Here is a 12278-nt window from a genome sequence, read left to right as displayed (position 1 = left end):
GCCCTACTAAACTGATTAGCAGGGCTTTTAAAAACAATTAACACATTATTATAAAATTATTGTAGTATGATATCGCTATACTTGGCGTTTATAGTTATAACCTTATCGGTATCTCTAGTTTGATTGAATCCATTTACAAATACATTCCCAAAATTTCGTCTCGCATTTACTTCTACTGTTTTTGGCAATGAGATTCTACTTTGCATACCACTATAAGCAATATTAAATGCTACTTCTGGCAATTTTAATTTAAAATCACTGTTCTCTACTGCTAAGTCTAATGTAGAAAATGAGTCTAAAAGGTTAGCAACAGTAATGGTTCCAAAACTTCCAGATACAGCAGCATTATCTTCCAAATCTTGTATAAAGATATTACTTGAATCTGCATTCACTCTAAGGTTTTTAGCACTTTGAATTCTACAATTCTTTACATAATTCACTGCTAATCTACCATTGTTCCACTGCTTAATAACTACAGGAGAATACGATGTTCTAATAAACGTACGATCCCCATCAATAATATTAGCTTGCAAACTTGTATGGGATAAAGAAGCGATCATATTAGTAGTCTTCTCTGCCAATTGCACATTTCCATGTCTTATATTTAATTTAAGTAACGCTTCTTTTGGCATTTTTACTTTTACAATTCTATGAATAGTTCCTGAATTATTCATTCTAGAACTATATCTATACACCGTGACATTAGAACCATTTGTTTGTGTTATTTCTAGATCTCCCGAGAATTGTGATGCCCAGGCTTGCATTCTTCGAGCAAACTCTTCTCCACCCCAATTCTGTGAATTCAATTCGGAATTTGGTTGAATTTGTTTAGCATTCTTACTTAGTTCTTTTGTCCAGCTTTTTACAACATTCTCATAATTATCACCAAACTTCTCTTTAATTTGATCTCCCCATTGCTGAATATATTTTTCTTCATTTTCTTTAAACTTGTTAGCATCAAAGTTCATGCTAGCTAGGTTTTCAGAAAGTGCACTTGGCATTGGATTATTTTCTATATTCTTTAGAATAGGCCTTAACATATTAGAAATAACTGGCTCTAATCGTCTAAGTTCAGGTGACTTGATGTTTTCTGCATTCGAAACAGATGCTTTTCCTGACCAAAAATTACCTGTAATAGAGTTTATAGTAATTTCTTTACTATTACCTAAGGCTTCTATTTTCCAATTTTGTAATAGTCGCTCTTTATTTTCATCTGTAATATTATCACCTTCTATATATGCTTCTATTTCTACAGAATTTTTATTCCAAGTTTCGAATACAACTTCGGTATGACTAGTATTTAGATGAATTGCAACATCTTTATTTACTACAAACTTTTCACTTAACTTATCTTGTTTATTCTGAGCAAACACTCCAGAAAAACATACCAGACTAAGTGTTACAAGATTAAGCTTGTATATCAATGTAATTTTCATTCTCAATTTTTTCTAGTTCTTTTAGTTTGTCTTTTAATCTCTTTAAAAGCGATAGCCTAAGTGTCAAATTTTCTATCATAGCTTCTGCACTTTGCTCATTAGGACCAATCTCAATCAATTCTTTATTAAGATCTTGATATTCTCTATTCAAATTCTCTAATCGCTTCATAAAACTTTCCACTAACTCTCTATTAGAATCATCTACATTAATCTGAGACAACTGAAACTTTATACCGGTTAGTAAGTAATTCTCTGTTTTTTCATACTCAGGAAACATCTCAGCTAATGATGATGTCTGTTTACTTAAAACTACCGTCGCATTTTTTACATCTGGAGTATTTGCATCAACAATTTGCGTATTACTACCTCCATTATTTCCAAACTCATTAAAAGCAAACATAGAAACCGATAAGATTACCACAACACTGGCGGCAATTCTTAACCAACCATAGTTAAATTTCCTGGCTTTTTTAGGAAGTTCTTCTTCTAATCTTGCCATAAAACGATTTTGGTGACCTTCTGACAAAAGTTCTGAAGGGATCCTATTATCTTTCTTTAATAACTCTCTAATATCCTGTCCCATCTCTCAAATGTTTTAATTGATCCTGAAGTTGTTTCTTTCCTCTATGCACTAAAGTTCTAGAAGCAACTGGAGTAATATCTAATATTTCACTTATTTCTTTATGATCGTATCCCTCAATCAAAAATAGCATTACAGCATATTTATATTTTTCGGGTAATCTTTCTATTGCCCCCTTCACTTCGTCAACAGTTGTCGAATCAGCAACAGACCAATCATCCTGTTCTTCTACTGTAGACATCACCTGCTCATTAATAGCAACCATATTCATCTTCTTTGCTTTGAGCATATCAATACTCTTGTTTATCACTATACGTTTCAGCCACGCACCAAAAGTCACATCACCAGTGAACTGATGAAGTTTCAAAAAGGCTTTAATAAAAGATTCTTGCATAGCTTCTTCAGCCTCAAAAGGATCTTTCAGAAATCGTAATGCTACATAATACATACCATCACAGTATTTATTATAAAGCTTCATCTGTGCTTTACGATCGTTAGCCCTACATTGTTCTATTAGCTCGCTCTGTAACAAACTTTTATAAATTTTGGTTAGTGATTACTTCTTTAAAACTGTTCTAATTACTATTCTCTTCTAAAGACGACAGGGAATATCAATTTGTTGCAAAATTAAGGATAAAAAAAAACAAAAACACTAAACACACTGAATATCAAACTATTAAAAAAAATCACAAAGCATAGTAAGCTTTTTATAAAAAATAAGACTACCCAAACGCACAAGTTCTGTTAATCACAAATCATCAAAAAAAATGCTTAAACCATTTAATAATAGTAATGCTGATACCAAGGAGTTTAAAAACGTAATTAATCTTATGCAGAATAATGTTGATAATACTAAAGATATTATCAATCAAATTGATATTTTTTTAGAAACGAAAGTATTACCAAAATCAATGCTAGATATATTAACAACTCAAAGAAATACTTATGCGGTAAATGTGATGAATTCTATTAGGATAATGAAAAGAATATAACATTTAGTACTTAGCAGCAATTTCTTTAAACTGCTTACTCATATTCCATTTGATAATAGTGGCGGCGGTTAAAACACCACTTCCCATCGCACCACCTACTCCAACTAATGTAATATCTTGCCCAGTCAGGTACAATCCTTTAATATGCGTTCTAGGTTTTAAAACCCTCGTCCGATATCGCTCAGGCCCATGAGTAATTCCATAAATTTCTCCTTGACTATAATTACTGAATTTTCTGGTAGAAACTGGAGTAGAAACTTCTGCATGGGTTATTTGTCCTTCCAACTGTGGATATAACTCTTTAAGTAATGCTAAACCTTTATTTTTAAACTTCTCTTTAATTTCGTTGTACGCTTCCCCTCGATTTAACCATGGTTTATCTTCATATTCGCTAAAATCTGAATACCATGCCCTACCTATTAATTGAATTGTTGATTGATCGGGGTGATCAGAAGACCACAAACTATCTTTTGCAGAAGGAAAAGATATATAAGCAAAAGACAAAGTATCTTTTATCAGATTATTTTTATCATTTAATATATGATCTGTATCCTTATCTGCGTACCACCATATATTGTACTTTGGTAAATTAAGATCTTGATCACTTTTACTTAACCCTACATACAAACACAAATGAGAGGTAGACGGGTTAATCTTTTCAAAATCTAAATATTTTTTATTATTCCGAGAATTATTTAATAAACGTAAAAATGTATTACGCGCCCCGGCATTACTAATCACCTTCTTACAAGTATATTCTTTTCCATCAATCATGATTCCTCTTACTGAGCTGCCTTTAGTAAGAATTTTTTCGACTTTGGCTTTTATGTATACTTGGACTCCTAATGATTCCAAATTATCAATTATAGTTTCATGAATACGGTTTGCTCCTCCTCTTGGATAGTATCCTCCTTCCATAAAATGATTAATCACAATACAATGAGAAGCGAAGCTACTCTCCTTTGGCGATAGCCCATAATTTCCGCATTGGGCACATAAAGCTGCAATAAGTTCCTGATTATCCGTAATATCTTTCAAAACTTCATAAGTAGTTCTCTTAGAAATGGAACTTTGTATTCTTCTGAATAAAGGACCTAAAACTATACTTAAGAAACCAGGAAAAGCCTTCTGAGCAAAATACAAAAGATTCTTCTTAATTGAATTTTGAAGCAACTCTAAATACTTATCTATTGCAACAGTATCATTTGGGAAATATCCGTGAAATTTCTTTCTAAAGTTTTCCTTACCACCAACAAATTCAAACTTACGCCCTCCTATATATGCCACATCATATGGGTCTCCCATAGAATCCCATTCTAATTTATTATCTGACAAATAATTAAAAATTCTACGCAGTCCAGAATCTTTCTCCATATTTCCGACATAATGAACTCCTACATCCCAAACCAAACCTTTTCGTCTCTTAAAAGTATGTGTAAATCCACCAGGTGTATAATGTTGTTCTAACACTACAACTTTCTTACCCGCTTTAGCCAAAAAAACCGCAGTAGTTAATCCTCCAACTCCTGAACCAATAATAACATAAGTATCATCGGTGAATTTAATATCTGAAGTGAATTTTTTAAAGGACTTTTCGATCATATGCCGCTAATAAGTGCTCAAAAGTACATAAATATCTGTATTTTCACCTTTAAAATGGATTATCTTTAAAAAACAAAAAAAGCCATGTCAAAGCTCTTAAAAAGGTCATTAATCATAATTATCGGAATTGTAATTATTGGATTCGCGGGAATGTCTATTCTTAAATCCAATACCAAAACACATAGCCCGGAACAGACAGTGACACATACAAGTAAGGAAACGAACTTTACTGTTTTTTACAATAGACCTATTAAAAATGGAAGAGAAATTTTTGGAGACTTAGTACCATTTGATCAAGTATGGAGAACAGGTGCTAATGAGGCTACAACTTTTACAACAGATAAACCAATACTCGTAGATGGTACAGAATTAAAAGCTGGTAGCTATACCTTATGGACAATTCCTGGAAAAGACTCTTGGAAAGTAATTTTTAACGATCGAGAATATAATTGGGGAGTCAGTTTTATGGACGGCACTCCTTCTAGAGATCCTGAATACGATTTATTAACCATAGAAGTTCCTGTACAACATTTACTAAATATCGTAGAGCAATTTTCTATTTATTTTCAAGAAGCTAACAACTTCACTATTATGTTTCTCGCTTGGGATCAAACAGCTATTGCTATACCTATAACACATAAAGAGTAATTTTGCATTGTATTCTAGGTCGTAATAGTAATGTATACTAAAATGAATTTATAAATTTGCTCTAAAGTAGTTTCTGAATAAAAGTTATATGAAAGATCAATCTTCTAAAATCCCCTCTAACACCAATAAGAATGTTATTGATCGTTTTAAGAAGTTACAACAAAAAGAAGTGTCTATACCTGATATTTTTGATGGAATTATTTCGAAAAACACAGCAGCTCTAAGTAAAGGAATTACATTAGTAGAAAGCAGTCAAAAAAAGCACAGTCAAAAAGCTCAACAACTTATTGAAAAGTGTCTCCCTTTTGCTAATAATTCTACAAGAATAGGAGTTACAGGAGTTCCTGGAGTAGGAAAAAGTACATTTATTGAAGCTTTAGGAAATCTCCTTATAAAAAAAGGAAAAAGAGTAGCCGTGTTAGCTGTAGATCCTAGCAGTACTATTTCTGGCGGAAGTATATTGGGTGATAAGACAAGAATGGAATCTCTTGTTCGATCCAAAGGTGCTTTTATTAGACCTTCTCCTTCTGGAAGTTCCTTGGGTGGTGTTGCACAGAAAACACGTGAGTCTATTATTTTATGTGAAGCTGCAGGATATGATGTAATAATCATTGAAACTGTAGGTGTTGGACAAAGTGAAACCGCTGTGCATAGTATGGTAGATTTTTTTCTTCTATTAAAATTAGCAGGAGCGGGTGATGAACTACAAGGAATCAAAAGAGGTATTATCGAAATGGCAGATGCAATTGTAATCAATAAAGCTGACGGCGATAACCTAAAACGTGCTAGAGAAGCTAGAAATCAATTTAAAAAGGCTTTACACCTATATCCAATAGCTGAAAGCAGTTGGTCTCCAGAAGTATTGACATGTAGCGCACTTAAAAACACTGGTATTGAAGAAATTTGGGAATTAATTTTAAAGTATTTAGAAATTTCTTCAAAAAATGGGTATTTCGAGCAAAATAGAATTCGACAAAATAAATTTTGGTTATTACAAACTATTGAAGAAGAACTAAAAAGCTCATTTTACAACCATCCAGAAATCAAAAAGTCCTTATCTGATCAAATTAAAGCTGTACAACAACATAAAATCACTCCTTTTGCGGCAGCCTCGTATTTGTTAGATCAACATAAAAGCTTGAAATAACATAATTACCTATATACTAAAACACTAGCAATACCATTCACGTATTCTAAATATCAAAACTAACCTCACCACCTATTTGTTCTTTTGTAGCAGCTCCAGAAATGTCCGTATCTAATGTAGTATCTCCATAATTTTGAATAACACCAGCAAGACGCTCACTGATTTTAACCAAATATGTTGTATCGTTAGTTTTTACCTCTACAGCCTCAATAGTATCATTCTGATGATTTTTAAAAGAAATAATATCATTGTCTGAGTATCCATCTGGAAATTTACCTACTAAAAGGTTTAAAATGTCTTTATTCAGTTTTTTGTAGTTAACAATTACTCTTTTCATAATGCGCAGGATTAGTTGGTTACTTTACTAATAAATAGTAAATAAAAGAATGTTATTCTATGTTATATGTTTACATACAACCCATTTCGAAGCCTTATTTTCTTAGATGCTTCAAATAATTTTCTTCTGGTACTTATGACGCAGTATTCATTACTACAATTTAAAATAAAAAACTCTAAAAACTTGATAATTAACCTTCAAAAAAAGTAAGTGTTTCCCTGAAATTAATTTTAGTAATAATGTAAAGAGAAGTACTTTTCAATAATATTACATTTTTAACGTTAAGAGTAGTCAGATCTATGATACGAATACTATTTCAAAAAAAATGGATTAAGTGGCCATTAATAACTTTAGGAGGGTTCTTTTTCATCTTCATTATTTTCTATGGAAGTGTTTATTGTGGTTTTTGGGGAAAGATTCCAGATAAAGATGAATTACGTTCGTTAAAACAGGCAGAAGCTACTCAAGTATTAGACAAAGATGGGCGACTCATTGGAAAATACTTTATATATGATAGGCAACCAATTACCTTTGAAGATCTACCCAATCATCTAATAAATGCACTAATTGCTACAGAAGATATTCGCTTCTACGAACATAATGGTGTTGACAATGTGAGTTTACTTAGAGTTTTTTTTAAAACCATCTTACTAAGTGATAGATCCTCTGGAGGAGGGAGTACGATTACTTTACAATTAGTTAAAAATATTTTTGGTAGAAATGATTATGGAGTTTTTAGTATTCTAGTGAATAAACTAAAAGAATCTATTGTCGCCAAACGTATTGAGGATATATATACTAAAGAAGATATTCTAACTCAATACTTTAATACTGTTCCTTTTCCCGATAATACTTATGGCATTGAGAGTGCTGCTCAAAAATTCTTTAACAAATCTACCAAAGAACTTACTTTATCAGAAGCTAGTACATTAATTGGTAGCCTAAAGGCTAATCATAGCTATAACCCTAGGCTCTTTCCCGAACGCAGTCAATTAAGGCGTGATGTTGTTTTGCGACAGATGGTGAAATACAAGTACATCACTCAAAACATTGCAGATCCGGTGATGAATCAAAATATTGTACTAGACTATCAATACTTCAATCATGATCTAGGGTTAGCTCCTTATTTTAGAGAAGAAGTAAAAAAAGAACTCAATAAAATTCTAAAAAAACACAAAAAAGCAGATAGTAGTTCCTATGATATTTATAAGGATGGATTGATAATACATACTACCCTAGATTATGAAATGCAATCATTGGCAGAAAAAGCAATGAAAGAACATCTGCAAAATCTACAAAGTATATATGAAAAAGAATATGGTAAAAAAGCTCCTTGGAATGAAAACTCAAACCTTCTGGATAATGCTTTAAAACAACTCCCTATTTATAGAAAATATCAAGAACAAGGTCTTAGCGAAAACCAGATTAATGACTCTTTATCAGTAAAACAAGAAATGGAGCTTTTTGAATGGAAAGGTAACATAACTAAAAAAGTTTCTAAAAAAGATAGTGTTCAGCACTATCTCAAATTTCTAAACGCTGGAATGATTGCAATTGACCCTAATGACGGCGCTGTTAGAGCTTATCTAGGTGGTATCGACTATAGATATTTTAAATATGATCACGTATCACAAAGCAAAAGACAAGTAGGTTCTACGTTCAAACCTTTTGTATATACTGCAGCCATCGAAAATGGTATGAAACCCTGTACCTACTTCCCTTTAAAAGAAGTAACTTATACTAATTTAAAAGATTGGACTCCTAAAAACTCTTCTACAGAACAAGATCCTTATTTAAATTACAATTTAGAAACTGCCTTGAGTAATTCTGTAAATACGATTGCTGTGAAAGTAATGGGCGAAGTAGGAATTACTAATGTACTTGATCAAATCAAAAAGATGGGAGTAAATGAAGAATTGCCAGAACAACCATCTATTGCATTGGGAACAGCTGGAATCAAAATTAAAGAACTAGCAGGTGCTTATGCAAGTTATGTCAATAACTCTAAAGGAGTCCAACCTTTCTATATTACAAAAATCGAAGATAAGCGAGGTAATCTGATTGCTTCTTTTCAACCTAAAACACCTAACGAAGTTGCCTTTAGCGATTACACAAGACAAGTGATGTTAGAAATGATGAAATCTACAGTAAATAAGGGCACAGCTACTAGATTGAGGAATACATATGGATTAAAAAATGAAATAGCTGGAAAAACAGGAACTACTCAAGACAATAAAGATGGTTGGTTTGTTGGGGTTACACCAAAACTTGTTACGGTAACCTGGGTTGGAAATGATAATTATAATATTGGATTTAAAACTACCAAACAGGGACAAGGTGCCAATTCTGCACTACCAATCTTCGGAAAGCTTTATCAAAAAATGAATGAGAATCCTGTTTTCGACCCTATAACCAAAAGTAGTTTTGAAAAAACTCCGGATCGAGTATTGGATGACCTGGATTGTAAACCAGAAAAAAGAGATAATTTCTTAAAAAGACTTTTTAGTAAAAAGAAAAAAAAGAAGAAATTTAAAAAGAAATAAAAATGAAATCACATATATACATTTTCTATTTTTTAGTAGTCATCTCAGTGGCAAAAATTTATACTCAGGAATGCAATAATACTGTACATACTGGTGAGGGTACATTTTATGATGGTGTAGCAGGAGGTACTTTTGGCAATTGTTCTTTACCAGTGGCGGTTGGAGATTATCTACATTGTGCCTTAAACAATTTTGATTACGATGGCAGCGATAGCTGTGGAGCTTGTATCGAAGTAACTGGAGCAAAAGGAAGTGTTATTGTCAATGTAGTAGATCGTTGTCCTGAATGTGCTTCTGGTGATGTAGATATGACAATCGAGGCATTTGAAATGATTGCGGATGTTGTTGATGGAAGAGTACCTATATCGTGGAAGTTTGTACCCTGCGAAACAATACTCGCCAACGAAACTATTAAAATTAATTTCAAAGAAGGTTCTAGTGAATTCTGGACAGCCATACAATTTAGGAATATCAACCATGCAATCTCTAAAATGGAATATCAATTACCAGACAATACCTGGAAAAACACAAATAGAGAACTATTTAATTTTTTTATAGAAACCTCTGGAATTCCATCACCAATGAATCTAAGAGTAACTTCAATTTTGGGAGAAGTGCTTATTTTTGAAAATATTGTGTTGAACCTAAACGAAGATTTTGATACTGGACTTCAATTTTCTACTCCAGAAGAGTGCAATCAACAACTTTCTGTAACAGAAATAGAAATTAACCCGAAAACAATACTATACCCTAACCCTACATCAAGCATTATACATCTCACACAAAATGCTAATAAATGGAAATTGGTAAACAGCTCTGGAAAGACATTAGATCAAGGATCCTCTAAAGAAATAAATATGTCATCTTATAGTAATGGTATATATTATCTTTTGTTAAAAGATAAAAAGACGATGAAAGTAGTTAAGCAATAATAAAAAACTTAATTACTAGATCTTATGATGTTACATATTTCTTCATCAAAAACATAAGCAATTTATACGCTCCTACACCTAGAAGAATTCCGATTGCCATACCTGTAATGATATCTCCAGGATAATGGACACCTACATAAATTCTACTATAACTTACTACTATTGACCAAACGACCATAAATGGAAAAATATACTTTAGTCTTTTTTGCAAAGCCAATCCAGTAAAAAAAGCTAATGCCATAGAACTTGCTGCGTGAGCCGAAAAATATCCATGGCGCCCACATCGTTCAGCTATAAATCTAGTAAATTCTTCTACACCTTCTGCCCTACAAGGTCTTGGTCTCATAAATAACACATTTTTAAATAAATTGGATAACTGATCAGATGCTGTAATTAAAGCAGCTACTATAACAAGTGTTATAATAGTACCTTTTATTCCAAAATATTTATAAAAAAAGTATAACAGAAGTACATACAAGGGAATTTGATATAATTTTTCGGTCATAAATAACCAAAACCCATCCCATAAAGGCGTTCCCAAATTGTTAAGATATAAAAACAAATCTTTATCTAATTGTATAAGTTCTTCCATAATTACAAGTAGTTTATAATTCTATTTTTAATTAAAAGAATATGAATTAGTCTTCATAGCGTTCGATCTCTCGATCATAAAAATCATTTGCGGCCTGAAATAAGTTCTCCGCCTCACTTTCTAATTCTTTTTCATCGCTCTTATCAAACTCTTCGAACCATTCCACCTCATCATTTTCTAAATTAATTACGAACCTTGGAAATTCCATATGGACTACGAAGATGGCATTTGGATAATCTGTATTATCACCTAATAAGAATTTTGGAAAACTCATATATATAAATTATGTTAAGCAAAGCTACGAAGTTTAAACCCAAAGTAGCAAAAACAAAAAGAGGTAAATTTTATTTTAAAACTTACCTCTTCTTATTTGTTATTATATTTTTTAGATCTTATTCAATAATAATTTGAACTCTAGCATTAGACCCTAATTCTAAGTTATCTATACCTTCTCCTTCTTTTGGTTCTGTATTACTAACACCAACATACTCTATCAAGGTTTCGTCGATTCCATTTTCTATTAAATAATCCTTAACGAATCCAGCTCTTGCAGATGAAAGAATTTCATTCTCAAACTGAATTTCAGAATCATTCGCGTGACCAACTATTTTAATACTATCAAACTTAAATACTTTAAGATACTGTAAATAAGAATCAAGTGCTTCTTTAATCTCTTCATAGACTTCACTTTCTCCAATCAGGTATTCTATATCAGAAAAATCAAGTGCCATATTACAAATATTATCCACAGCTACACCTTGCACATCTTGCATTTCTCTTAGTTCTACATCATCGATATAATAATATGCATCACTAAAAGATCCTCCTTTTAATGATTTTCCATTAGGAGTATCTGAAAAATAACCTAAAGAGATATATTTTTCAGTTCCTTTTGCTTTGTAAACTCCACAGACCTTAGTCCATTCCTTCGTATCACAAATCATCTCTGAAGATTCAATGTGCAATTTATAAGTTGATGTTTCTGTAATTCTAGGAACTCTTGCTGTAAAATAAGAACCAATCGATGAAGTACAGGAATTACTTACCCTTCCTTCACCAAGGGATACATACATATGAAAATAATAATACTTACCTGCTTTTAAGGGGCTAACCAACTTGGTAACAATAGACTCTTTTGTGTTATTACCTGTAACATATAATCCTACTTTTGACTCACCTGTTCTAGGCGCCTGAGGACCAAACTGTTTTAAAAACCCTGGTGCTTTATGATCAAACTTTACTTCGCTAACTGCCGGATGGTGTGCATCAGGTGTATTGGTTAAAGATTTCCAGTGTGAAATGACACCAAAGTTTCGCATCTCATGCTTCAACTTTTTAACAGCTGCATTCGTATCTTCAAAACTTGGGTTGGGAATTAAATTTTGCGCATTAATAGAGCTGCTACAACAAACACTAAAAATCACAATAAGTAAAAGGTAAAGGTTAGATTTTGGGCTATTCATCTCTTT

The 12278-nt window shown here is 32.2% G+C and carries 13 protein-coding genes; 5 read left to right on the top strand and 8 right to left on the bottom strand.

The window, feature by feature from the left end; genetic code table 11:
- Nucleotides 1-56: 56 nt before the first annotated feature.
- The 3 genes from BMY33_RS16320 to BMY33_RS16310 are packed head-to-tail and all read right to left on the bottom strand — an operon-like array spanning nt 57 to nt 2548.
- The gene (locus tag BMY33_RS16320) at nt 57-1436 is read right to left on the bottom strand and encodes a hypothetical protein (protein WP_091410552.1); all 1380 of its coding nucleotides are present in this window, start codon (nt 1434-1436) and stop codon (nt 57-59) included.
- Nucleotides 1408-2019, bottom strand: a complete 612-nt coding sequence (locus BMY33_RS16315) for a hypothetical protein (protein ID WP_091410550.1) — start codon at nt 2017-2019, stop codon at nt 1408-1410. Before BMY33_RS16315 ends, BMY33_RS16320 begins: the two co-directional genes overlap by 29 nt.
- Nucleotides 2003-2548, bottom strand: coding sequence for an RNA polymerase sigma factor (locus BMY33_RS16310; RefSeq protein WP_027395487.1), 546 nt, complete (start codon nt 2546-2548; stop codon nt 2003-2005). The genes BMY33_RS16315 and BMY33_RS16310 overlap by 17 nt, the downstream gene beginning before the upstream one ends.
- Nucleotides 2549-2783: 235 nt before the next feature.
- On the opposite strand from BMY33_RS16310, the gene BMY33_RS16305 reads away from it, so the two are divergent.
- Nucleotides 2784-3008: a hypothetical protein gene (locus tag BMY33_RS16305; protein WP_091410548.1), complete on the top strand. Its 225-nt coding sequence runs from the start codon at nt 2784-2786 to the stop codon at nt 3006-3008.
- A gap of 3 nt (nt 3009-3011) precedes the next feature.
- On the opposite strand, the gene BMY33_RS16300 is transcribed toward BMY33_RS16305, so the two are convergent.
- Nucleotides 3012-4610 carry a phytoene desaturase family protein gene (locus BMY33_RS16300; RefSeq protein ID WP_091410546.1) on the bottom strand — a complete coding sequence of 533 codons (1599 nt, stop codon included), beginning with the start codon at nt 4608-4610 and terminating at the stop codon, nt 3012-3014.
- An 84-nt stretch (nt 4611-4694) separates the two neighbouring features.
- Here BMY33_RS16300 and BMY33_RS16295 point away from each other — a divergent pair, with 84 nt between their 5' ends.
- Both BMY33_RS16295 and meaB read left to right on the top strand, forming a co-directional pair.
- Nucleotides 4695-5258 carry a DUF2911 domain-containing protein gene (locus tag BMY33_RS16295; protein WP_091410544.1) on the top strand — a complete coding sequence of 188 codons (564 nt, stop codon included), beginning with the start codon at nt 4695-4697 and terminating at the stop codon, nt 5256-5258.
- 88 nt (nt 5259-5346) lie between these two features.
- Complete coding sequence (gene meaB / locus BMY33_RS16290) at nt 5347-6405, top strand: methylmalonyl Co-A mutase-associated GTPase MeaB (protein ID WP_091410542.1); 1059 nt, start codon at nt 5347-5349, stop codon at nt 6403-6405.
- Between the two features lie 46 nt (nt 6406-6451).
- On the opposite strand, the gene BMY33_RS16285 is transcribed toward meaB, so the two are convergent.
- Nucleotides 6452-6742: a hypothetical protein gene (locus tag BMY33_RS16285; RefSeq protein ID WP_091410540.1), complete on the bottom strand. Its 291-nt coding sequence runs from the start codon at nt 6740-6742 to the stop codon at nt 6452-6454.
- Nucleotides 6743-7041: 299 nt separating this feature from the next.
- Between BMY33_RS16285 and BMY33_RS16280 the strand changes: the two genes are divergently transcribed.
- Together BMY33_RS16280 and BMY33_RS16275 are read left to right on the top strand one after the other, a co-directional pair.
- Entirely contained in the window at nt 7042-9285 is a 2244-nt protein-coding gene (locus BMY33_RS16280) for a transglycosylase domain-containing protein (protein WP_091410538.1), read from the top strand.
- Nucleotides 9286-9287: 2 nt separating this feature from the next.
- Complete coding sequence (locus tag BMY33_RS16275; RefSeq protein ID WP_091410536.1) at nt 9288-10217, top strand: expansin EXLX1 family cellulose-binding protein; 930 nt, start codon at nt 9288-9290, stop codon at nt 10215-10217.
- Between the two features lie 22 nt (nt 10218-10239).
- Here BMY33_RS16275 and BMY33_RS16270 read toward each other — a convergent pair whose 3' ends face one another.
- The 3 genes from BMY33_RS16270 to BMY33_RS16260 all read right to left on the bottom strand — a co-directional run bounded on the left by BMY33_RS16270 (nt 10240) and on the right by BMY33_RS16260 (nt 12272).
- Nucleotides 10240-10809: a phosphatase PAP2 family protein gene (locus BMY33_RS16270; protein WP_091410534.1), complete on the bottom strand. Its 570-nt coding sequence runs from the start codon at nt 10807-10809 to the stop codon at nt 10240-10242.
- 46 nt (nt 10810-10855) lie between these two features.
- The gene (locus BMY33_RS16265) at nt 10856-11083 is read right to left on the bottom strand and encodes a hypothetical protein (protein ID WP_091410532.1); all 228 of its coding nucleotides are present in this window, start codon (nt 11081-11083) and stop codon (nt 10856-10858) included.
- A gap of 118 nt (nt 11084-11201) precedes the next feature.
- Nucleotides 11202-12272: an OmpA family protein gene (locus tag BMY33_RS16260; RefSeq protein WP_091410531.1), complete on the bottom strand. Its 1071-nt coding sequence runs from the start codon at nt 12270-12272 to the stop codon at nt 11202-11204.
- Between the last annotated feature and the right edge of the window lie 6 nt (nt 12273-12278).

It is taken from the genome of Aquimarina amphilecti (assembly GCF_900109375.1).
GTDB classification, from domain to species: Bacteria; Bacteroidota; Bacteroidia; order Flavobacteriales; family Flavobacteriaceae; genus Aquimarina; species Aquimarina amphilecti.
This window is presented reverse-complemented; position numbering and strand designations above follow the sequence as displayed.

Excerpts from the sequence above, each read along its gene's own strand:
- BMY33_RS16320 (WP_091410552.1), bottom strand. The coding sequence starts at position 1,436 with ATGAAAATTACATTGATATACAAGCTTAATCTTGTAACACTTAGTCTG.
- BMY33_RS16315 (WP_091410550.1), bottom strand. The coding sequence starts at position 2,019 with ATGGGACAGGATATTAGAGAGTTATTAAAGAAAGATAATAGGATCCCT.
- BMY33_RS16305 (WP_091410548.1), top strand. The coding sequence starts at position 2,784 with ATGCTTAAACCATTTAATAATAGTAATGCTGATACCAAGGAGTTTAAA.
- BMY33_RS16300 (WP_091410546.1), bottom strand. The coding sequence starts at position 4,610 with ATGATCGAAAAGTCCTTTAAAAAATTCACTTCAGATATTAAATTCACC.
- BMY33_RS16295 (WP_091410544.1), top strand. The coding sequence starts at position 4,695 with ATGTCAAAGCTCTTAAAAAGGTCATTAATCATAATTATCGGAATTGTA.
- meaB (WP_091410542.1), top strand. The coding sequence starts at position 5,347 with ATGAAAGATCAATCTTCTAAAATCCCCTCTAACACCAATAAGAATGTT.
- BMY33_RS16285 (WP_091410540.1), bottom strand. The coding sequence starts at position 6,742 with ATGAAAAGAGTAATTGTTAACTACAAAAAACTGAATAAAGACATTTTA.
- BMY33_RS16280 (WP_091410538.1), top strand. The coding sequence starts at position 7,042 with ATGATACGAATACTATTTCAAAAAAAATGGATTAAGTGGCCATTAATA.
- BMY33_RS16275 (WP_091410536.1), top strand. The coding sequence starts at position 9,288 with ATGAAATCACATATATACATTTTCTATTTTTTAGTAGTCATCTCAGTG.
- BMY33_RS16270 (WP_091410534.1), bottom strand. The coding sequence starts at position 10,809 with ATGGAAGAACTTATACAATTAGATAAAGATTTGTTTTTATATCTTAAC.
- BMY33_RS16265 (WP_091410532.1), bottom strand. The coding sequence starts at position 11,083 with ATGAGTTTTCCAAAATTCTTATTAGGTGATAATACAGATTATCCAAAT.
- BMY33_RS16260 (WP_091410531.1), bottom strand. The coding sequence starts at position 12,272 with ATGAATAGCCCAAAATCTAACCTTTACCTTTTACTTATTGTGATTTTT.